Below are 21,597 nucleotides of genomic sequence, written 5' to 3'. Positions count from 1 at the left end.
TTTTGTTCAATAGAAAGTACCTCCATTCTACATCCAGCATGTCAAAAAAATAGTAATGAGAATAGGAGATTGATTGTGATGAAATGGTCCGTTAAAACAGCAAATTCAATTATTGAAAAACTTCCTCGTTTATATGAGGACAAAGGCTATAAAGGAAAGTGGTCCTATGATTATGGAGTGATATTTAAAGGGTTTGAAAGAGTCTGGAAGCAAACGGGAGAACAAAAGTATTTTAACTATATAAAGGAAAACATGGATTACTTTATCCAAGAAGATGGGTCCATTAAAGGGTATCGTCTAGACGAATATAATATCGATCATATCAATAATGGGAAAATGTTATTTGTCCTATACAAAGAAACAGGAGAGGAAAAGTATAAAAAAGCTGCTGAATTATTACGCAGCCAGCTCGAAACACACCCTAGAACATCTGAAGGTGCATTTTGGCATAAACAAATTTATCCTTATCAAATTTGGCTTGATGGTTTGTACATGGGCTCACCTTTTTATGCAGAGTATCAAACAACGTTTGCAAATGGAGAAGGTTTAGAAGATATCGTTCGTCAGTTTAAGATTAGTTATCAACATTTACTAGATGAAAAGACAGGGCTTTTATATCATGCTTGGGATGAAAAAAAGGTTCAGCCATGGGCGAATAAAGAAACTGGTTTGTCTGAGAACTTCTGGGGCCGCTCGATGGGTTGGTATTTATTAGCGTTAGTAGATACTTTAGAAATCTTGCCAGAAAATACGCCAGATCGAGACTTTCTTGTACAAATAACAGAGAAAACATTAAAGGCACTAGTAAACTACCAAGATGAAGCAAGTGGGGTCTGGTATCAAGTACCAGATAAGGGACATGAAAAGGGTAATTACTTAGAAGCTTCATGCAGCAGCATGTTTGTATGTGCAATAGCAAGAGGAATTCGTCTGGGTGTTTTAGATCAGCAAGAATGGGAAGGACAATTAAAGAAATCACATCAAGGATTATTGAATGAATTTGTTTTACTAACGAAAGAAGGCTGGGTGAATTTAAATAAGAACTGTCAGGTTGCTGGACTGGGCGGCGATGATCAACGGGATGGTACCTATACTTATTACATTAGTGAACCGATTATTTGTAATGACCAAAAAGGGTTAGGTGCGTTTTTACAAGCTTTAGCTGAATTTGAAGAAGTAATCATTGAGGAGTAAAGATATGAGCACATACAATATTACGGAATTTGGAGCATACAACGATGGGAGTTCATGCACCCAATCTATTCAAAAGGCTATCGACGAAGCACATAAAAATGGAGGCGGACAAGTCGTAATTCCGTCAGGAGAATTTTTATCAGGTGCTTTATTTTTAAAAGATAATATTGAATTACACTTGTCTGCAGGAGCTACCCTGAAATTTTCGGATCAACAAAAGGACTATCCAGTGGTAGTTTCTCGTTGGGAAGGTGTTGTGCGAGAGGTATATGCGTCTTGTATCTATGCAGAAGATGCAAAAAATATTTCTATTACTGGTTTCGGCACGATTGATGGCAATGGTGAGAATTGGTGGCATATTTTTCGAAATGACCGAGAAAACCTGGCTTATCCACGGCCAAAATTGATTAGTTTTGATGGATGTGAGCACATCACCATACGAGATGTATCCTTAATCAACTCACCTAGCTGGACCGTGAATCCGATTCGTTGTCACAATGTAACAATCGATAATCTTTCTATTATTAATCCAGCAGATTCACCTAACACAGATGGGATTGACCCGGAATCTTGTAAAAACGTAAGAATCAGCAACTGTCACATTGATGTAGGAGATGACTGTATCGCGATTAAAGCTGGTACAGAAGATACTGCTGAAAGGGTATCTTGTGAGAACATTACCATTACAAACTGTACGATGGTTCATGGCCATGGGGCAGTGGTATTTGGCAGTGAGATGAGTGGTGATATCCGGAATGTTACGATTAGTAACTGTACCTTCCAGGATACAGATCGGGGAATTCGATTGAAATCACGACGCGGTCGCGGAGGAATTGTGGAGGATATCCGAATTGACAATATTGTCATGGAAAGGGTAATGTGTCCATTTATATTGAACTTGTATTACTTCTGTGGACCTAAAGGAAAGGATAAATATGTCTGGGATAAAAATCCATACCCAATAACAAAAGAAACGCCATCCTTTAGAAGAATACACTTTTCTAATATTACGGCCCGAAATGTCCATGCTTCAGCAGGATTTATCTATGGCTTAGCTGAGCAATACGTCTCCGAAATTACATTTAATAACATTGATATTTCTATGGCAGAAAATGCGATTCCCGGGAAACCAGCGATGATGGCAGGAATAGAGGATATGAATAATCGCGGTTTTTATGTAGGTTTTGCGAAAGACATCCTATTTAACCGAGTAACCATTGAGAAACATGAAGGTCCAGCATTCCATGTCGAATATAGTGAGGATGTCGAGATTACCCATTGCAAGTCTAAAAATACAAAAGCTGAAGAAGTACTTCTTAAGGAAGTAGGGGTAGTGTGATAGAGACAAGGCGTACACAACTTTTCAATTTGTTAGGAGAACGTTCAAAATCGGAAAGGATATCTGCTGAATTAATAAATGTAGAAAATAGGCAGGGGTTTGTTTTAGAAAGTTTAATGTTGCATTTAAATGGCATTGAAACCGTCCCTGCTTATTTTGCTAAACCATTAAATGCCGTTGAACCTTTACCAACGGTTATCTTTAATCATTCACATGGCGGCAATTTTGACCAAGGGAAAGAAGAACTCTTAACTAGCAGCTCTTATTTGCAAAGTCCTTCCTTCGTAGAAGAGATAATCGAACTTGGGTTTGCGGTTTGTTCGATTGATATGTGGGGCTTTAACCAACGCAAAGGGAAACAAGAAAGTGAATTGGTAAAGGAAATGCTGTTAGATGGCCAAACTTTGTGGGGAATGCGGCTATTCGATAATATGGCCTTGTTAGACTATCTTGAAACTCGCCCCGATGTCAACCCTGACAGAATTGGTGCAATTGGCATGTCCATGGGAGGATTAATGAGTTGGTGGCTGGCCGCACTAGATGAGCGTATAAAGGTGACAGTAGATATAGCAGCACAAGTCGATATTGAAACATTAAAACAGAAACGTGGTTTAGATCATCATGGATTCTATTTTTATGTTCCTGGATTTCTAAAACATTTTTCTACATTAGAAGTTCAAGAAATGATTGCCCCAAGACCACGCCTCAGTATGATTGGTAAGGATGATCGAATGTGTCCCATTGAAGGTGCAGAATTTTTAAACGAACAACTGAAAAAAACGTATGAACAACAATGTGTTCCTCAAAATTGGGAAGGCAGAATTCTTACAGGCGGACATCAAGAGACAAAGGAAATGAGATCATTATGGAAAACATTCTTAAAGAAACACCTTTAAACTTTCTTAAAAGTCTAGTCGTTGGAAGAAATGAAATCTGTGATTTTTCTAGTATCCAAGAGGCTCTAGATAGTTGTTGTGATGAAAATGGACCGGTAAAAATAACGGTTTTAAGTGGAGAGTATTATGAAACTATTTCCTTATATCAATCTAACATTACATTGATAGGAATTGGCTCAGTTAAGGTGATTGGAAATCGATACGCGTTACAAAAAGATGAACATCTGCGAGAAATAGGTACCTTTCAGACGGCGACTCTGTTTATCAATGGTGAAAATATTAGTTTAGAAAATATCGAGATTATTAATAATGCAGGACCAGGAGAAAAGGTGGGTCAGGCGGTTGCTTTATACAGTGAAGGAAACAACGTAACCTTTAAAAACTGTTCCTTTAAAGGCTATCAGGACACTGTTTGTTTAGGACCGCTGCCAGAAGTTCAAAAAAATGGCCAGCCTTTTTCTACTCCTGAAATAAGAACCAAATTTGCAGAAAACAAGAGTCTTTTTATTAATTGCTATATAGAAGGAACCGTCGATTTTATTTTTGGTGGTGGTGAAGCAGTGTTTCAGGGTAGTGAAATTAAGTCATTGAAAAGACCAAACAACAGTGAAGGCTACGTTACAGCTGCTTCCACTTCAATAAGTAAAAAAGGCTTTTATTTCTATCAATGTTTTATTACTGCAGACGCAGATGTTAAAAATGTCTTTTTAGGAAGACCGTGGCGCCCCTATGCGAAAACTACATTTGCTAACTGTATAATTGGTTCACACATCCATCCAGATAGATGGGATGATTGGGGAAACAAAGCTAATAGAATAACGGTAAATTATAAGGAATTTAATAATCAATATAGTGATCAAGGTGATATGAACCCAATAGATTGGATCGATTTCATACAACTAGATTAATAGGAAAGGAACATGTAGAAATGAAGCGAAAATGGGAAGTGATAATTGGAATAGCAGGTGTGATACTTTGTATGATTTTCTTAGGCGGGTTTTCATTGACGATAACTTCTATGGAGGAAAGTACTTATCAGACAACCGTTTTTCCTATCTTGCAGGAGGGTGTTTCTAAAGAGTACGTTTCAGAGAGTTTTGAAGCGGTGAAAGCGTTAGCTATATGGTTTGGTGTCACCCTGTTAATCGTAGCTATATTTGTTGCTCTGGCTATTCTATCGATTTGGAGAAATAAATATCCGAAAAGGGGAGCAGTACTGTTTATTTTTGCCGGTTTAGCAACTTTAATTGGGACCCAGTTTATTGCTTTTCCCATTGCTTTTCTCTTTTTTACAACAGCAGGCTTATGCCTCCTTAGAAAAATAAAGGACAAAGAAGGAGTAGAAAATGTATCAAACAAAAATTACAAATCCGATTTTACCAGGATTTAATCCAGATCCCTATATTTTAAAGGTAGAAGATACGTATTATATTGCGGTATCGTCCTTCGAATGGCTGCCGGGTGTTCGTATTTATCAATCAAAGGATTTAGTAAATTGGGAACATGAAACAGATATTCTATCGAATCAAGTCGATTTACGCGGCAATCCACAAAACGGAAGTATTTGGGCGCCGCAGCTTAGTTACTCTGAAGGTTTATTTTTTCTTGTCTATACCGATGTAAAAAGTACAAAACGACCATTTAAAGACAGCCATAATTATTTAATTTTTGCACCAAGTATTAATGGTCCATGGTCACCGCCTGTGTACTTAAATAGCAGCGGCTTTGATCCGTCTTTATTCCATGATCGTGACGGACGTAAGTGGCTGTTAAATGAAATTTGGGATTATCGAATAGAAACAGGCAATAAATCAGTAGGAGTTGTCCTTCAAGAATACGATCCGGTAAATCACCTGTTAACAGGACCTGTCTATAAAATATTTGACGGTACAGAATTAGCAAAAACAGAAGCACCACATATTTACCGACATAATGATTATTACTATTTAATTACCGCAGAAGGTGGGACAGGTTCCGGTCATTCGGTTACGGTTTGTCGCGCTAAAGAGATTACGGGACCATATGAATTGGATCCACACTATCCGATGTTGACCGCTAGTGATAAACCCGAATCACCTTTACAATGTTCAGGTCACGGCAGTATTGTTCAAACCCCTCTGGGCAACTGGTATATGGTCTATTTATGCACGCGTCCATTAATGGGGAAAGCAGCGATTTTAGGACGTGAAACGGCTATTCAAGAAGTTTATTGGACAGAAGATGGCTGGCTGCGATTAGTGGATGGCGGCAATGGCCCATTAGCAGAAACAGAAATCATTACGGCAGAGCCGGTTGTACAGAGGAAGGATACAAACTTTCGTGATGATTTTACTGGTGTTCTCGATAAAGAGTGGAACAGCCTGCGTATTTTGGCGGATGATTCTTGGTGTGATTTAACAAGTAGAGAAGGATATTTACGTGTAATATCTGGTGATTCCATTCAATCCTTATTTGAACATCATATATTGGCTATTCGCCAAAAAGATTTCCAGTTTCATGCATTTACGAAAATAGACTATACCCCTAAAACTTATAATCAAATGGCTGGATTGCTGCTGTACTTAAATGATAGTAATTATCTTTATGCCTATTTGACTTATGATGAGGAAAAAGGCCGTGCCCTTCGATTGATGAAGTGCAGAGATGGTGAATTTTCACTAACTCCTGACATAATTCCAACAGAAGATGGTCAAGTAGAGTTAAAGATTGAAGTCAACGGACCAGTTGGAAATTATTATTATAGAATGGCTGGAGACAATCTTTGGCACGGAATTGGAGAATCTCAAGATTTGTTATTCTTGGCTGGAGGATTTACCGGTAACTTTGTAGGAATTGCTGTTCATGATATGGACCGTAAAGCCGGTTCTTATGCTGATTTTGATTTCTTTGAATATCGTGGACTTGATTCACTGTAACCATTATGATGTCCGAAAATAGTAGGGAGGTTAGGATAGTTGAAAATTTTTAAGGTTAGTATTTATATTTTACTCGTATTTTTACTGCTACTCAGTCAAGTTGGTGCAACAGCTTTAGCAAACAAACCATCTTCTGAAAATGACCTGCCTGCTCCAGTAAACCTAAAGATACCCAATCTTGCTATAGACGAGGACAGTATAACCCTTGTTTGGGAAAAACCTGAAGAGTATCAGGATATTACAGATTTCAATGTCTATATGAATGGAAAGAAAATTGGCAGCGCTTTAAAAGATAATCACGGCCCTGCAAAAGCATATATCGATAATTTCTATAAAAATATTGATAAGGATGATTTCCATGTTGATATTCTTATTCATAATTTCATGGTGGAAAATCTTAAACCAAACAAATCCTATGAATTTTATGTTACCTCGGTAAATGCTGAAGGAATCGAATCAGCTCCTTCCAATAAAGTTGTTGGGAAAACAACAGCAGTACCGGAAATTTTCAATATTGTTGATTTTGGTGCAACACCTGATGATGGAACAAAAGATACAAAAGCCATTCAAGCAGCAATTGATGCTGCTGCACCAGGGGCGAAGGTACTAATACCGGAAGGAAAATTTATCTCTGGAGAAATATGGCTTAAGTCCGATATGACGCTGCAAGTAGATGGATATTTACTTGGGTCAGCAGATGCGGAAGATTACAGCATGAATTTTTGGCTGTATGATTACTCGACCGATGAGCGTTCTTACTCCCTAATCAATGCTCATACCTACGATTACGGCAGTCTAAAGAATATTAGAATAGTAGGAAACGGGATCATTGATGGTAACGGATGGAAATATGATAAAAGCCATCCAACGATTGATGAACTTGGCAATGAGCTTCCTCGTCTAGTTGCAGGTAATAACACTAAAGTTACAGGGGATGTAAAAGTAGAAAATGGAAAAATGAGCCCTTTAAATCCTGATGCGGAGAGTACTTTTGGAATACTGGCTGCAAATCAGTCTTACGCTGCCCAAGTGATGGGGATGGATGAAAAATCTTCTTATTCCGGACGATCCAATCTAATTACAGTCCGCGGGGTGGACGGTATGTATTATGAAGGCATTACCCAGCTTAATCCAGCTAATCACGGGATTGTGAACCTTCATAGTAAAAACATTGTTGTAAATGGCACCATTTCCAAAACATACGACGGAAATAATGCCGATGGATATGAGTTCGGTGATTCTCAAAACATTATGGTCTTCAATAACTTCGTAGATACTGGAGATGATGCGATTAACTTTGCTTCTGGAATGGGCCAGGCGGCTGCGGACAAAGAACCAACGGGAAATGCATGGATTTTTAATAATTATATTCGTGAAGGTCACGGTGGAGTAGTAACAGGTAGTCATACTGGAAGTTGGATACAAGATTTTGTTGTAGAAGATAACATTATGTATAAAACGGATGTTGGCTTACGTAGTAAAACGAATACACCTATGGGCGGCGGAGCAAGAAACATCCTGTTCAGAGATAATGCGTTAGAGGGAATAGATGGAGATGGTCCTTTTGTTTTCACTTCTGCTTATACAGATGCGAATGCTTCTATTCTTTATGAACCTGCACAAAAAATATCCCAATTTAGAGATATGGAGATCGTCAATACAACCGTACGCAACCAAGGCGGCAGTAAGAAACAATCGATCCTAGTGAGTGGTAATGATGATGTAGGGGAAGTCTACCACGAAAATATTACCTTCAGGAATGTAAAATTTGATAATGTCTATTCTGTAAATATGGATTACGCGAAGGATTTTAGATTCATTAATGTAGCTTTTACAAACGTCAAAGATAATGGTGGAAATCCATGGAGAATCAAAAACTCAACAGGGCTAGTGTTTGAAGATACAACACAAGCTCCTGAAAATGCTATCCAAAAACCGGAATGGTCAGAAACTGCGACAGTCCAAGCAAACACTTCATCAGATGGAAAGAGTGTGACCTTAACTTGGGATAAAGCGACAGATAATATTGCTGTTTCAGGGTACACAATATATATAGACGGAGAAAAGTTAGGTTCCAACTATACGACAACAACCAATTCAAGCTATACCGTTAAGGGATTATCTCCAGATAAAGAATACACGTTTAAGGTTGAAGCCGCAGATGCAATTGGGAATCGTACTTCTAATGGTCCTGAAATTACAATAAAAACTCCTGGTACAGCGGATGTAGCACCGCCATCGCTTCCTGAAAATACTGAAATTTCAGAACCCTCTACTAAAATACCTGCAAATGTTACCTTTGGTGGAAAAGTAGCTGATGTCGTTTATCCTGGCTTCACTTGGGCGACTGTTGCTTGGAACGCTGCGAGTGACGATGTAGGGATTGCAGGATATAACGTTTATGCTAACGGCAAGTTACATGGATTTGCTAAATCTAGTAAATACACACTTACAAATCTTCAGCCGGGTACAAACTATGAGATTGAAGTGGAAGCAGTCGACCTAGCAGGAAACAAGAAACTTTATGACCGTTCAAAGAAAATCGAAACGGCTGTTCCATATGCAATCGGGGCTCCATCCTTTGATGGCGGGTTGACGGCTGCGATTGGAAAGGATGGAACGAGCGTTTCCCTTTCTTGGAACAAGGCTGCTGCTGTTAACCAAGATGTTATAGGGTACCGTGTATATGTTGATGGGCAGCCGATTAAGCCTGAAGGGGTTGAATTTACTCCAATTAATGCGGAAATGACAACTGCTGAAACGAATTACACCGTAACGGGCCTTAAACAAGGCAAAAAGTATACGTTTAAAGTGGAAGCTGTTGGACGTGGAATCAAATATTCCAAACGAGAAAGACTCTCAGATGTTATTCCAAACGGTCTTGTAAAAGTTGACGGGTATCGCTGGAGTGGCAATGGACCGAGTGAAACGGTTCATCTAATTCCTGGTAAAGCAGTTAGTGAAGAAGCAAAAGATAAGTAATTACAAGCTTTAATAATTGTATGTATTAATGATAAGGGGTCTTTAATCTGGTTAAAGACCCCCAAAATATGATCATGAGGAGATGAGCTAAATCTTGAAAAAAAGATTAATTAAAGGAAAGAAAATGAAAGCATCCATAGTAGCTGCTGCAATAGCCGTTTCAAGCTTGGCAGTAGCACCGGCAGATAATAAAGTGAATGCAGTTGAAAATATTGATAAAGTACTTGCATTTCCAGGGGCAGAAGGTGGTGGACGTTATACTTCCGGCGGAAGATTTGGTGAAGTGTATATCGTTAATACTCTAGAAGACTATGGAACTGGAGAAAAGGCTATCCAAGGTTCTCTGCGTGATGCCGTAAGTAAGGATAACCGCTTCATTGTCTTTAATATTTCCGGAAACATCAATTTAAAAGAACCGCTTTCCCTAAGAAAACGAAAAAATGTAACGATTGCCGGACAAACCGCTCCTGGAGATGGAATTACCATCACTGGATACGAAACGAATATCAGTGATTCTGAGAATGTGATTATTCGCTACCTTCGATTCCGTCCAGGAGCTGAAAATGTGCATACTGGTGATTCCATGGACGCCATTTGGGGTAGAAGCATGAAAAATGTCATGATCGATCATATATCAACCAGCTGGTCTACTGATGAAACGATGTCCTTATATCGTGCGGAAAACATGACTGTACAGTGGTCTATTGTTGCAGAGAGTTTAGCAATGAGCGGTCATACGAAGGGTCGTCATGGATACGGTGGAATATGGGGTGGAGTAAATACCACATACCATCACAATCTAGTCGCTAACCATACCTCTCGAAACCCTCGTTTAGGTGGAGGCACTGCCGAGGCAGATGACAACAACCATCTTGGATTATTTGATATAAGAAATAATGTGATTTATAACTGGGGATTTAACACCGCATACGGTGGAGGCAGGGCCTATGCTAATTATATAAATAACTATATGAAGCCGGGATTAGGAACACGTACAAGTGTAGAATCGAGGGTCATTGATGCAGGAGAGAAAGACAAACCAGGTGAATTTTACATTAAAGGAAATGTACTTGAAGGGAATTCTGAAGTATCTAACGATAATTCCAAAGGTATATATGTTTCTGAAAGCGCTGCCCCAACAACCGAGATAGTCAATGAAGAATTTATGATGGATGGGACAGCTAAAGAAGCACTTCGAACAACGACGGCTGAAGAAGCATATACGGAGGTTTTAGCAAAAGCTGGAGCAACGTATCCAAAAAGGGACGCCTTGGATGCAAGAATTATTAACGAGGTGAAGAACAATCTAGGGAGATTCGTTAATCGTCATGAAGAAGTAAGTGGCCTTCCATATACAGAAACCGTTTCTCGTCCAGCAGATTTTGACAATGATCAAGATGGGATAGAGGATGCTTGGGAGCTCAATAATGGGTTAAATCCGAATAATGCTAATGATAGCCGAGAATTATCAGCAGATCAAAGCGGTTATTCTAATATTGAAAATTACGTTAATTCATTGGTTGATATGGAATACAAACCAGAAAACCCAGAAGTTTCATTGAAAAGCCCAACTAATAATCAGATTTATAAAACAAATGAATCAGTTACGATTGAAGCAAATGTAACCGGTAAGTCAGACATTGAAAGAGTAGAATTTTATAATGGAGATCTGATTATTGGAACCGTTACACGCAAGCCATTTACTCTAACAACCAAATTACCAGACGGTACCTATTATATTTCCGCCAAGGCAATTGATCAATCGGGTCTCATGACACAAGCGACAGCATCCGTTATACATGTCAATAGCGAAACCAATCTAAAACAATGGAAATCAACGGATATTGGAACGCCAAATATTCCAGGTCATGCTTCTCTTGAAAATGATGTAATGACTGTAAAAGGATCTGGAAAGTTACTAGCAGCTGACGACAAATTCCACTTTACTTATCGTAATTTGGCAGGAGACGGAGAATTAATAGCAAAGGTAGAGACAATGACACCTGTCGATCACCATGCTTTTGCTGGATTAATGATCCGAGAAACTCTTGAAAAAGATGCAAAAACAGTTGCATTAGGTCTTTCTTATACCAAATCATATACTTGGAAGGAAAATGGAACAACATATTATCGAAATCCATGGTCTGCCTATTTAGCCTCTAGATATGAACAAGGTGGGAAAATGGACGACCTAGATGAGAACCTTGATTCACCACCTAGTGCAGAAGCATCTGGAGTTGCGCTACTAAATGATATCCCATTTAAAGATAAGGACCGGCACTTGGGTTATTATCTTAAACTAAAACGGACAGGTGATGTCTTTTCAGCCGAGGGTTCGGCCGATGGGGTCAACTGGACGCTAATAGGAAAGCGAAAGGTAGACATGAATCAGAAAGTTTACATTGGAATGGCTGTGGATGGAAACAAAGTGTCTAACCAGATAGATAATCTGAATACTGCTACTTTTTCTGATATACAATTCAACTTTGCCAAAAAACAAAATGACGTTCCAACTAAAACAAATTAGTAGTAAATAAATACTTTTGCGGCTCCAGTGCAACATCATATTTTGCACTGGAGTTCTTCAACGTAATAAGATTGCTGGTGCTTTGTGGAAAATATTGTTTTATCATTAAAAATATTGTCACCTGACTATTATCATGTTACTATTAGTTGAAATTAAATCCCTTTAAATCTGGTCCAGAGAGGCCAAAAAGGCGAAGTATACTTCATACATATTTATTATGTCTATGAATGCCTTTTTGTCCTTTGGATGGAAGGGCATTTTTTTTCACTCAAATCTTTTAATCTGAGTCCTGTGAGGCTCGAAAGGAGAACAACAAGAATGGATTATCGTAAAAAAACAGTAGTGGCATCAGTAGCGGGTTTAACACTAGAGGGCATGGATATCATGTTTATATCCTTTGCCATGTCGATGATTATTGCGGAGTTTCATATTGATATGACAGCTGGTGGACTTATTTCTTCTATTACTAATTTAGGAATGCTCGCTGGGGGAGTTATTTTCGGTGTTTTAGCAGATAAATTCGGAAGAGTTAAAGTTTTCACCTATACGATATTATTATTTGCAATCGGAACTGCCTTAACCGGGCTCGCACAAAATATTGAACAAGTATACTTATTTCGGTTTATTGCCGGTCTAGGCGCAGGTGGAGAATATGGGATTGGTATGGCGCTTGTTGCTGAGGCATGGCCAAAGAAGAAACAAGGGCGTGCTTCTTCATACGTTAGTGTCGGTGCTCAATACGGGGTTATCCTTGCAGCACTTCTTAGTGCGATGATCCTTCCGACTTTGGGATGGAGAGGATTGTTTTTTGTTGGATTGGCCCCAGTAATATTCGCCTTTATCGTACGAAAGAAGCTAGACGAATCACCTGAATGGCTTGCGTCACAAAAGAAAAAGAAACTAGTTCAGAAGCAAGGGAAATTAAAGCAACTATTTGCTACTCCTAGAATTACAGTAACCACCATCGCATTAGCAATCATGGCAACCGTTCAAATCGCAGGTTATAATGGTTTAATGATTTGGCTGCCATCCATGCTTCAACAATCCCAAGGATTATCTGTTTCAAGCTCGGCTCTTTGGACAATCAGTACCGCTGCAGGAATGATTGCAGGTATGTTAACATTTGGACAATTTATGGATCGTTTTGGAATGAAACGCTCCTATGGAATCTTCTTAGCAGCTTCCGCTGTGGCGGTCTTCCTTTATTCCTATGCTTCAGGCAGCACAGGACTTCTAATTGGCGGTGCAATTGTTGGGTTCTTCTCGAATGGAATGTTTGCAGGTTACGGAGCATTAATTAGCAAGTATTATTCGGTAGAAATTCGTAGTACGGCAACAAATACGATTTTTAACTTCGGCAGGGCTTTAGGGGGATTATCTCCAATCTTAGTAGGATACATTCTGCAGCATGCAAATGTAACGGTAGCTATGACGTATCTAGCATTACTATACTGTATCTCTTTTATAGCAATGATTAGTTTGCAAAAAGGAAACAGTAAACAAGAAGAAATCACTACATTATCTGAAGCAGTGTAAGGAAATTAAAAAGCCATTCTCTCAAACTGTACTGCACCCCAAAAGTTAGAGTGAAATCTAACTTTTGGGGTGTATTTTTATGGCCAAATATAGTGAAGAATTTAAGTTAAAGTTAGTCAAGGAATATCAAGATGGGAAATTAGGATATATTCTTTTAGCTAAAAAGTATGAAATGAAAGACAGTACTCCGATTAGGAGATGGGTAAAGGTATACGAGAAATTTGGTGTGGAAGGTTTAAAGAGGAAGAAACATAGAGAAACATATTCTGTTCAATTCAAGCTAGATGTATTAAGCTTTATGAAGAGAACAGGTTCTTCAGAAACTGATACAGCCCTTGTATTTGGCATAACTAACGCTCCTATGATTGCAGCTTGGAAAAGGGCTCTTCTGGAGGGTGGTACTGAAGCCCTGGATAGACCGAAAGGACGGCCATCCATGTCTGATAAAACTAAAAAAAACAAAAAGAATAAACACATTGAAGATAAGGAATTAACGTACGAACAAAAGTTAGAAAGAGAAAACGAACTTCTTCGTTTAGAGGTAGAATATTTAAAAAAGTTGCGAGCTTTTCAGATGGATCCGAAGGGCTATCTCGAAAAGCACAAGCAGCATTATCATTCGAACTTAAAGAAACCTTCAAACTAAAAGATGTTTTACAAATAGTCGGCATTCCTGAATCCACCTACCATTATCATATAAAAATGATGAATAAGGAGAATCCAGACCAGGAGTTGGAGGAACTTATTCAATCCATTTTCGAAGAACATAACGGAAATTATGGTTATCGTCGTATTCAATTAGAATTAGAAAACCGTGGGTATGAAGTGAATCATAAGAAGGTGCAACGCATCATGAACGAGCTTGGGCTCAAGGGAGATAAATTCAAATTAAAATCACGCAAGTACAGTTCATACAAGGGTACAACTGGAACTGTTGCCAAGAACCTTATCAATCGCCGCTTTAAAACGAATGTGTGTCATCAAAAACTAACAACAGATATTACAGAATTTAAGTGTTCAGACGGTATTAAGCTATATTTAAATCCAATTATGGATATGTTCAATAGTGAAATTCTTTCTTTTGGTATAGGTATGCGTCCAACCTTAGATTTAGCTCTCACCCCCCTCGAGGAAGCACTAGAAATAGTAAAAGATTCAAAGTTTAGAACTACTGTACATTCTGATCAAGGATGGCATTATCAACATAATAAATGGGTGAAAACCCTTAAGAAAAACAAGGTGTTCCAGAGTATGTCTCGTAAAGGAAACTGTTTAGATAATTCGCCAATGGAGAACTTTTTCGGATTACTAAAACAAGAAATGTATTACGGGGAAGCACTATGCTCATATGAGGAATTAAAAAAGAGAATTGAAGAATATATCAGTTATTATAATAACAAGCGTATAAAGCAAAAATTGGCAGGTATGAGCCCGGTTCAATACCGGGTCCATACTAGCCAATTAGCTGCTTAATATAAAACTCTAACTTTTGGGGGTCACATCAAACATGCATTTAGGAGGGAATGGCTTTTTTATTGTAAAAAAAATGAATTTTTGGAAAATAGATTGACTCGTCCGAATGAAACATGATATAAACACAGTAAGAATTTTAGTACTTTATAGTATTTGACTTACAAATAATGACAAAATAGGATTTACAGGAGGAATTACTTTCATGGGACATCGTAGCAAAATTATTGACTGCACCATTCGAGATGGAGGCTTAGTAAACAATTGGGATTTTAGTGTCGAATTTGTTCAAGACTTGTATAATAGCTTAAGTGCAGCTGGTGTTGAATATATGGAGATTGGTTACAAAAACTCCCCTAAACTACTAAATGCAACTGAGCCAAATCCATGGAGATTTCTAGACGATAACTTCTTGAAAGAAATCTTCCCTGAGAAAAAATTCACGAAGTTTTCTGCTCTTGTAGATATTGGACGTGTCGATCCGAATGACATTTTACCACGTGAACAAAGTGTTTTAGATATGATTCGAGTGGCATGCTACATCCGAGAAGTAGATAAAGGGTTAGAGCTTGTACAAATGTTTCATGATTTGGGTTATGAGACTTCACTTAATATTATGGCTTTATCGAGTGTACCTGAAAAGCAGCTTACGAAAGCATTTGATATGGTGAGGGAAAGTCCTGTAGATGTTGTATATATCGTTGATTCTTTCGGAAGCTTGGATCCTTCGGATATCGAACACCAAGTGAAAAAATTCCAAGAGTTGATTCCTAACAAACAGCTTGGAATTCATACACATAACAACATGCAGTTAGCATTCGCGAATACATTAGCGGCATTAAACAACGGGGTTACATACCTGGATTCTTCTGTATACGGCATGGGACGTGCTGCAGGTAACTGTAACACAGAACTTCTTGTCAGCTACATCCAAAAGCCAAGCTATGAACTAAAGCCAGTACTTGGAATGATTGAAAAGCACATGCTGGAAATGCGCCAAAAATGGGAGTGGGGTTACATTATTCCTTATATGATTTCTGGTGTACTAAATGAACATCCACGTGTCGCAATGGCTTACCGTGACAGCGACGATCGTGATAAATTCGTTGATTTTTATGACAAGGTAACATCACCAGAAGTCTCTGTTGCTCCAGCGACGAAATAGGTTAAACAGAAAACGAGTACCTCTCATGATAGAGGTACTCGTTTTCTGTTCACTTTTTTAATCCCCGATATTTTGCTGTAGTTAATTCCTGAATATATTCCTCAAGCTCAGGCATTTCCATCTCTTTCGCTATTTGTATGGAAGATTCGATATCGTATGGAACTCGAACAAGCTGTATCGAGAATACTCCATACTCGCTTTGGTTATATTCTCCTTCAAGAATGGCATAGGAGGCTTGAGTGAGATCAAGCGGATTACCTACGCTGCCGACGTTACATAATGTTTTACCTTTAATAGTTTGCTGATAGGCATTATGAATATCTCCATAAAAAACAACATCTGGCTCTCTTTCTCCTGAGATATTTTCTGTGTGTTCTGTGTTTTCGAACATACTTAAGCGACGTTCAAGAGAGTCCCACGGTTGTATTCTTTCATATACACTCCGCGGTGAAGCATGAAACATTCTGACTAGTTTTCCGCTCATCAAAAACTCTACTGAAAACGGCAGTTCTTCTAAATCATTCATTTGTATTTTCGTTAATTGGTTTTGATGCCATTTGATTGTGTTAGACTCTTGGGGTTTAGGAAAGAAATCATCCCAATTGCCTCGAACCACCATTTCACAATGCTTTTGGATCATTTGTATTGCTATGCTTGATTGTGGTCCTTTGCCAACTAGATCACCTAAACAAATAATTCTTTTAATGTGTCTAGAATCGATATCCTCAAGGACCGATTCTAGTGCAGGGATATTTCCGTGAATGTCTGAAATAATAGCGATTTTATCCATGTTTACAAAACTCCTAACGATTTATATAAAAATAATTCTCGATTTGTCTCTTCATTTCCTGTTTATTTTCCCGAAATTGTTTATGTCGATGACCATTACTCCCTGAAGGGTGAGGGAATCCCTTCAAAGTATGTGTATTATTGCCAAAATGGTCAAGTACCTTGCTTACATTCACTCCTAAAGGGATAATTAGTGGATCTTGAATCCTAGAGATATCTTTAATAAAATATCTTTTTACATAGTCCAATAGCATTTCAGTTTTTAAAATATTTGGGCGTGAACCATTATAATTTTGATGATTGAAAAATACAGCATGTGGGAGTATAGAGGTAGTGTAGACAAGATGATTAGCTTTACCAAAAAGTTCGCTTGAAGAAGAAATACCCAGATGTCTTGGTATTTCAAGTTCATCTAGCATCGCTATGAGATTATTTCTCATCGTTCCCTCAAAACTGGCACTTTTTTTTACCTTATGAAGTAGTTCTTCATCATTTAAATGTCTATTCTCAATGACTGTTGTATAAGCTTTTCTCATCTGGTGAAGTCCAGGTGTAATCCCTGCAATAACTACCCTAGCTTTCTCATTTATGTAGTCAAATGGTGTGTAATAAACCTCAAGTTTTTTCTTTTCATCTTTTTCCAATAAAAATGTTGAATTTAAAAGATCGTGATCGTATAAAGGCAAGTCTAGAGACAATATTTTTTCTTTATATAATTGAAATTTTGCTTCAGTAACCATTCCCACTAATATGACCTCCAATTCTTTTACAAAGGTGACCTTTGTGGACACGATATAAACATTATTATGCAAAATAATTTGGCGTGGGCAAAAAAATTTTGCGGTGAATCTACGTAAAGGAATAATAAAATGTATATTTCTTATCGGAACCATCATGGCACACTTATTGCATTATAGAAGAACAAGATATAAAACAAAATTATGTTGCCAATAGTGAAAATCACCGGAGGTGCTCAAGAGGTTTAGTTCGATTATAAAAAAATTGAAGCGAGGGATGTTTGATGTGGGTCATTACGGTGTATTTAGAAGAGAGTATTCAAATGTTTGAGTTTGATAATCAAGAGGAAGCAAGAGCCACTTTCAAGAGTATAAATGGGTGTAAATTTCTTAGTGAAGTGATTTACTATAATGATTTTGATGTAGTTGAATAAAATATTTAACTGAAATAGAGAGTGTTTTAGGCGGTCTCAGGCAATTTTATATTTTTGTAAAAAATTATTTTACTTTTCTTAGAATAGCAACTATTATAATATTGAAAATAGTTTCAAATTTCTTAATCGCTGAAACCGTTTAGGCACGGGGGAACCATACTGGATTGTATTCAGTCCAAGGGGTGAATCCTTTTTAAGGTAGGGCTACTCAGGAGGCCCGAATCCGACAGCTAACCTCGTAAGCGTTTATGAGAAGGAAGGTGGAACTTGTGGCACGATTCGTTAGGTGTCTACAAGTCTATTTACCATGACTTGTAGACACTTTTTTGTGTTCCTTTAATAGATTTTCCTACGAGGGGGACATTAATTATCAAAAAGAAAGTATCCTTCCGTTTGTAACCGTTTTCTACTAAAAAATGAAAGGGCTGAAGTAAATGTTACCAGAACGCGAAATTGAAAGATTCCAGCAATCTGCAAATCAACAGGAACAGACATTAAAACGTGAGTTAAAATCCAGGCATTTAACCATGATATCAATCGGAGGTGCGATTGGAACCGGATTGTTCCTAAGCAGCGGGGCAGCAATCAGTTCAGCCGGCCCTGGGGGAGCATTACTAGCGTATGCGATAGTGGGAGCAATGGTCTTTTTTATCATGACTAGTTTAGGAGAAATGGCTGCCTTTATGCCAGTCAGCGGTTCATTTAGCACGTATGGAACGAAATTTGTGGATCCAGCATTTGGTTTTGCAATTGGATGGACTTACTGGTTTAGCTGGTCGATGACCATTGCAGCTGAACTGGCTGCCTCCACCATGATCATGAAATTCTGGTTTCCAGATAGTCCTTCGTTGGTTTGGAGTGGTTCATTTTTAGCACTTATATTTTTATTAAACTATTTATCTGTTAAGGGTTATGGGGAAGGGGAATATTGGTTATCCCTAATTAAAGTATCAGCGATTGTTATTTTTATCGTTGTTGGCTTACTAATGATTTTCGGAATTATGGGAGGGGAAGCAGTAGGGTTTAAAAACTTTACAGTTGATAAAGCTCCTTTTTCAGGCGGTATTTTAAGTGTTTTTGTTGTTTTTATTGCAGCAGGATTTTCTTTCCAAGGAACCGAAATCGTAGGGGTTACAGCGGGAGAAAGTGAGAATCCTGAAAAAAATGTCCCGAAAGCGATTAAAAGTGTTTTCTGGAGGATTCTAATTTTTTATATATTGGCAATTGCCGTGATTGGACTCCTGATTCCTTATACTAATCCGAATTTACAAAATGATAATGTAATGGTAAGTCCATTTACCCTTATCTTTGAAAAGGCGGGGATTGCCTTTGCAGCTTCACTTATGAATGCGGTTATTTTAACGGCGGTATTATCAGCTGGAAATTCCAGTTTATATGCTTCAACTCGCATGTTGTATTCGATGGCGAAAGCAGGACAAGCACCGCGGATTTTTGGAAAACTTAACAGCCGGGGGGTTCCGGTTGCAGGTATAATTCTAACCTGTGCTATAGGTGCACTTGCCTTTTTAGCTTCCTTTTTTGGTGATGGCATGGTCTATATTTGGTTAATGAATGCAATCAGTATAACAGGATTTATCTTTTGGCTCGGTATTTCTATCAGTCATTATCGGTTCCGTAAAGCCCTTATTGCGCAAGGGTATTCGCTTGATATGTTGCCGTATAAGGCAAAATGGTTTCCGATTGGGCCAATCTTCGCGATTGCTTGTGGAATTATCGTTATATTAGCACAAAATTTCCAAGCTTTTCTTGCCGACCAGATCGATTGGGGCGGTGTGGTAGCGGCATACTTAGGCATTCCGTTTTTCCTAAGTTTATATTTTGGCTATAAAATGATAAAGAAAACAAAAGTGGTTAAACTTGAAGAAGTGGAGTTTGACTTTGACAAGAAATATAATTAATCAAATATGGCTTTTTGACAAAATGATTTAAAAAATAGTGCATTTCTTACTTTACTTATTGGATTAATTGCAGTAGAATTTAGAAAATTCATAAATAATTTTCATTTGCCGATTGGACATCCAAAGGCTCCTATACGCATTCCGCGTAAAGGGGCCTTTTTTTATTTCTTAAAAATTAGAAAGGGGTTGGGGAAATGAACATTGATCATCTTGAAGCATTTATGTATGTAGTACATTTGGAGAGTGTTCATAAAGCAGCTGAAGCACTATATTTATCACAGCCAACCGTTACTGCGAGAATCAAAACGCTAGAACGGGATCTTGGGATCGAATTGTTTTTACGTAATGGAAGAAGTTTAACAATATCTGAGGAAGGTAAAGCTTTTATCCCTTACGCGGAGCAAATTATTGGTACCTATCAACAAGGGAAGAAGCGATTGAAGAAGGAAGATAATCCGGATGAAATTGTGATTGGGGCTAATATTATCACATCACAATACTTTATTCCTTTTGCGCTTCCTTTCTTGAAGAAAGCAAATCCTCAATTACGATTTAAATTTCATTCAGCGACAAACGATGTATTACTCGATAAACTACTACAGAAGCAGGTTGATATCGCCTTTATGAAGGATGTTACTCATCGTGGAATACAAAAGCTTGAGCTTCTAAACAATTCTGTCCGCTTGGTCGTTTATCCTGGACATTCCTTTCAATCCCTAGAGAACTTATCTGTTCAGCAGTTAGCCAGCGAACCTATGGTTTTTTTCGAATGCGGCGCTTTTGACTGGAATCGGATCCATAAATTATTTGAGATGGCAAATGTTATTCCTCGTATAGAATTTTTAGTCGACCATCTTGAAGTAGCAAAATCTATTATTCTAAGTGGAAATGGCATAGGTTTTTTACCATACCTGTGCATGAAAGATGAGCTTGAGAGAGGCAGCCTAATTGAAGTAGATGTTTCTCATATTCTTCAAATTAACCAGCATATTTTTGCCACACACTTGAATAATGGATTTATGTACCCCGAGCTCTGGAATGATATTCTTCGGTCTGTTAGAGAATTTGAGAAGGAAAGGGACCTGACTTTTATTTAAATTTTTAATGTAAAGATTACAATTTTCTATCAGCTATCTTATTGCCATTACAATCTTCTAGGTGATAGGATTAAACACAATAAAATAACAAGCAATGATTTCATAATAAAAGAGGGAAACGCACCGTTTTAATTCCTACTATTCAAGTGAGTATTATTGGATATAAAGAGAAAGGATGATTAGTGTGACAACGCAAAATAATAACCATTCGAGGGTATTTGTAGAAGCAAAAAAGGAAAATTTCTTTGAAACAAGTAAGTATCTAAATTTGCCAGATTTACAGTTTTTCAATTGGTGCAATCGACAGTACCAGGTTAACAGAGGTGTATATAATACGATTGATCAATGGTTTTACGAATATGGAATTGTCAATATTCATTTCCGTAGAATTCAGACTTTGGCGTTTTTGGATTTTGTCAAAGACGATATGTTAGAAAAACAACCTAAATTTATCCGCTTTGGTCATGGAGGTCTCTCCAAAAGGCTAAATGAATTTATGAATGATTTTGGTCAAAGCAACAATGTAATCCCCCTTAAGAAACCAAGTAAATGAGATAATTTAAAGATTAATTGATAGATTTTTTTTATTAGTATCAA

General features: G+C 37.9%; 18 protein-coding genes and 1 riboswitch. Of the genes, 16 read left to right on the top strand and 2 right to left on the bottom strand.

What is annotated here, in order from left to right:
- Positions 1-78 precede the first annotated feature (78 nt).
- The 12 genes from QFZ31_RS10035 (at position 79) to QFZ31_RS09980 (ending at position 16,024) form a co-directional block, all read left to right on the top strand.
- Positions 79-1,194 carry a glycoside hydrolase family 105 protein gene (locus QFZ31_RS10035; protein ID WP_307311480.1) on the top strand — a complete coding sequence of 372 codons (1,116 nt, stop codon included), beginning with the start codon at positions 79-81 and terminating at the stop codon, positions 1,192-1,194.
- 4 nt (positions 1,195-1,198) lie between these two features.
- Positions 1,199-2,533, top strand: coding sequence for a glycoside hydrolase family 28 protein (locus QFZ31_RS10030; protein WP_307302845.1), 1,335 nt, complete (start codon positions 1,199-1,201; stop codon positions 2,531-2,533).
- Positions 2,533-3,429 carry a dienelactone hydrolase family protein gene (locus tag QFZ31_RS10025; RefSeq protein WP_307311477.1) on the top strand — a complete coding sequence of 299 codons (897 nt, stop codon included), beginning with the start codon at positions 2,533-2,535 and terminating at the stop codon, positions 3,427-3,429. Before QFZ31_RS10030 ends, QFZ31_RS10025 begins: the two co-directional genes overlap by 1 nt.
- On the top strand, positions 3,399-4,337 hold the full coding sequence (locus tag QFZ31_RS10020) for a pectinesterase family protein (protein WP_307302844.1): 939 nt from the start codon (positions 3,399-3,401) through the stop codon (positions 4,335-4,337). Before QFZ31_RS10025 ends, QFZ31_RS10020 begins: the two co-directional genes overlap by 31 nt.
- Before the next feature lie 20 nt (positions 4,338-4,357).
- Positions 4,358-4,819, top strand: a complete 462-nt coding sequence (locus QFZ31_RS10015; RefSeq protein ID WP_307302843.1) for a DUF4064 domain-containing protein — start codon at positions 4,358-4,360, stop codon at positions 4,817-4,819.
- Positions 4,776-6,344, top strand: coding sequence for a glycoside hydrolase family 43 protein (locus tag QFZ31_RS10010; protein ID WP_307302842.1), 1,569 nt, complete (start codon positions 4,776-4,778; stop codon positions 6,342-6,344). Before QFZ31_RS10015 ends, QFZ31_RS10010 begins: the two co-directional genes overlap by 44 nt.
- Before the next feature lie 39 nt (positions 6,345-6,383).
- Positions 6,384-9,326, top strand: coding sequence for a fibronectin type III domain-containing protein (locus QFZ31_RS10005; protein ID WP_307302841.1), 2,943 nt, complete (start codon positions 6,384-6,386; stop codon positions 9,324-9,326).
- A gap of 94 nt (positions 9,327-9,420) precedes the next feature.
- Positions 9,421-11,853: an Ig-like domain-containing protein gene (locus QFZ31_RS10000; protein ID WP_307302840.1), complete on the top strand. Its 2,433-nt coding sequence runs from the start codon at positions 9,421-9,423 to the stop codon at positions 11,851-11,853.
- Positions 11,854-12,171: 318 nt separating this feature from the next.
- On the top strand, positions 12,172-13,389 hold the full coding sequence (locus tag QFZ31_RS09995; RefSeq protein ID WP_307302839.1) for an MFS transporter: 1,218 nt from the start codon (positions 12,172-12,174) through the stop codon (positions 13,387-13,389).
- 79 nt (positions 13,390-13,468) lie between these two features.
- A complete protein-coding gene (locus tag QFZ31_RS09990; RefSeq protein ID WP_307299904.1) occupies positions 13,469-14,035 on the top strand; it encodes a helix-turn-helix domain-containing protein in 567 nt (188 codons plus the stop codon).
- Complete coding sequence (locus QFZ31_RS09985; RefSeq protein WP_307311289.1) at positions 13,936-14,862, top strand: IS3 family transposase; 927 nt, start codon at positions 13,936-13,938, stop codon at positions 14,860-14,862. Before QFZ31_RS09990 ends, QFZ31_RS09985 begins: the two co-directional genes overlap by 100 nt.
- Positions 14,863-15,064: 202 nt before the next feature.
- Positions 15,065-16,024 carry an aldolase catalytic domain-containing protein gene (locus QFZ31_RS09980; protein ID WP_307302838.1) on the top strand — a complete coding sequence of 320 codons (960 nt, stop codon included), beginning with the start codon at positions 15,065-15,067 and terminating at the stop codon, positions 16,022-16,024.
- A gap of 49 nt (positions 16,025-16,073) precedes the next feature.
- On the opposite strand, the gene QFZ31_RS09975 is transcribed toward QFZ31_RS09980, so the two are convergent.
- A complete protein-coding gene (locus QFZ31_RS09975; RefSeq protein WP_307302837.1) occupies positions 16,074-16,814 on the bottom strand; it encodes a metallophosphoesterase family protein in 741 nt (246 codons plus the stop codon).
- A 13-nt stretch (positions 16,815-16,827) separates the two neighbouring features.
- Positions 16,828-17,553 carry a uracil-DNA glycosylase family protein gene (locus QFZ31_RS09970; protein ID WP_307311475.1) on the bottom strand — a complete coding sequence of 242 codons (726 nt, stop codon included), beginning with the start codon at positions 17,551-17,553 and terminating at the stop codon, positions 16,828-16,830.
- 281 nt (positions 17,554-17,834) lie between these two features.
- Between QFZ31_RS09970 and QFZ31_RS09965 the strand changes: the two genes are divergently transcribed.
- From QFZ31_RS09965 to QFZ31_RS09950, 4 genes are all read left to right on the top strand, one after another.
- A complete protein-coding gene (locus tag QFZ31_RS09965) occupies positions 17,835-17,984 on the top strand; it encodes a hypothetical protein (RefSeq protein ID WP_306073164.1) in 150 nt (49 codons plus the stop codon).
- A gap of 117 nt (positions 17,985-18,101) precedes the next feature.
- A riboswitch (cyclic di-AMP (ydaO/yuaA leader) is annotated at positions 18,102-18,244 on the top strand.
- Between the two features lie 174 nt (positions 18,245-18,418).
- A complete protein-coding gene (locus QFZ31_RS09960; protein WP_307302836.1) occupies positions 18,419-19,903 on the top strand; it encodes an amino acid permease in 1,485 nt (494 codons plus the stop codon).
- 194 nt (positions 19,904-20,097) lie between these two features.
- Entirely contained in the window at positions 20,098-21,000 is a 903-nt protein-coding gene (locus QFZ31_RS09955; RefSeq protein ID WP_307302835.1) for a LysR family transcriptional regulator, read from the top strand.
- A gap of 184 nt (positions 21,001-21,184) precedes the next feature.
- Complete coding sequence (locus QFZ31_RS09950; RefSeq protein ID WP_307302834.1) at positions 21,185-21,553, top strand: hypothetical protein; 369 nt, start codon at positions 21,185-21,187, stop codon at positions 21,551-21,553.
- The last annotated feature ends 44 nt before the right edge of the window (positions 21,554-21,597 follow it).

The sequence above is a fragment of the Neobacillus niacini genome (genome assembly GCF_030817595.1).
Classification (GTDB): Bacteria; Bacillota; Bacilli; order Bacillales; family Cytobacillaceae; genus Neobacillus; species Neobacillus niacini_G.
This window is presented reverse-complemented; position numbering and strand designations above follow the sequence as displayed.

Bases quoted from the DNA above. Each gene is read 5' to 3' on its own strand.
- QFZ31_RS10035 (WP_307311480.1), top strand. From the start codon at position 79: ATGAAATGGTCCGTTAAAACAGCAAATTCAATTATTGAAAAACTTCCT.
- QFZ31_RS10030 (WP_307302845.1), top strand. From the start codon at position 1,199: ATGAGCACATACAATATTACGGAATTTGGAGCATACAACGATGGGAGT.
- QFZ31_RS10020 (WP_307302844.1), top strand. From the start codon at position 3,399: ATGGAAAACATTCTTAAAGAAACACCTTTAAACTTTCTTAAAAGTCTA.
- QFZ31_RS10015 (WP_307302843.1), top strand. From the start codon at position 4,358: ATGAAGCGAAAATGGGAAGTGATAATTGGAATAGCAGGTGTGATACTT.
- QFZ31_RS10010 (WP_307302842.1), top strand. From the start codon at position 4,776: ATGTATCAAACAAAAATTACAAATCCGATTTTACCAGGATTTAATCCA.
- QFZ31_RS09995 (WP_307302839.1), top strand. From the start codon at position 12,172: ATGGATTATCGTAAAAAAACAGTAGTGGCATCAGTAGCGGGTTTAACA.
- QFZ31_RS09990 (WP_307299904.1), top strand. From the start codon at position 13,469: ATGGCCAAATATAGTGAAGAATTTAAGTTAAAGTTAGTCAAGGAATAT.
- QFZ31_RS09980 (WP_307302838.1), top strand. From the start codon at position 15,065: ATGGGACATCGTAGCAAAATTATTGACTGCACCATTCGAGATGGAGGC.
- QFZ31_RS09975 (WP_307302837.1), bottom strand. From the start codon at position 16,814: ATGGATAAAATCGCTATTATTTCAGACATTCACGGAAATATCCCTGCA.
- QFZ31_RS09970 (WP_307311475.1), bottom strand. From the start codon at position 17,553: ATGGTTACTGAAGCAAAATTTCAATTATATAAAGAAAAAATATTGTCT.
- QFZ31_RS09965 (WP_306073164.1), top strand. From the start codon at position 17,835: ATGTGGGTCATTACGGTGTATTTAGAAGAGAGTATTCAAATGTTTGAG.
- QFZ31_RS09960 (WP_307302836.1), top strand. From the start codon at position 18,419: ATGTTACCAGAACGCGAAATTGAAAGATTCCAGCAATCTGCAAATCAA.
- QFZ31_RS09955 (WP_307302835.1), top strand. From the start codon at position 20,098: ATGAACATTGATCATCTTGAAGCATTTATGTATGTAGTACATTTGGAG.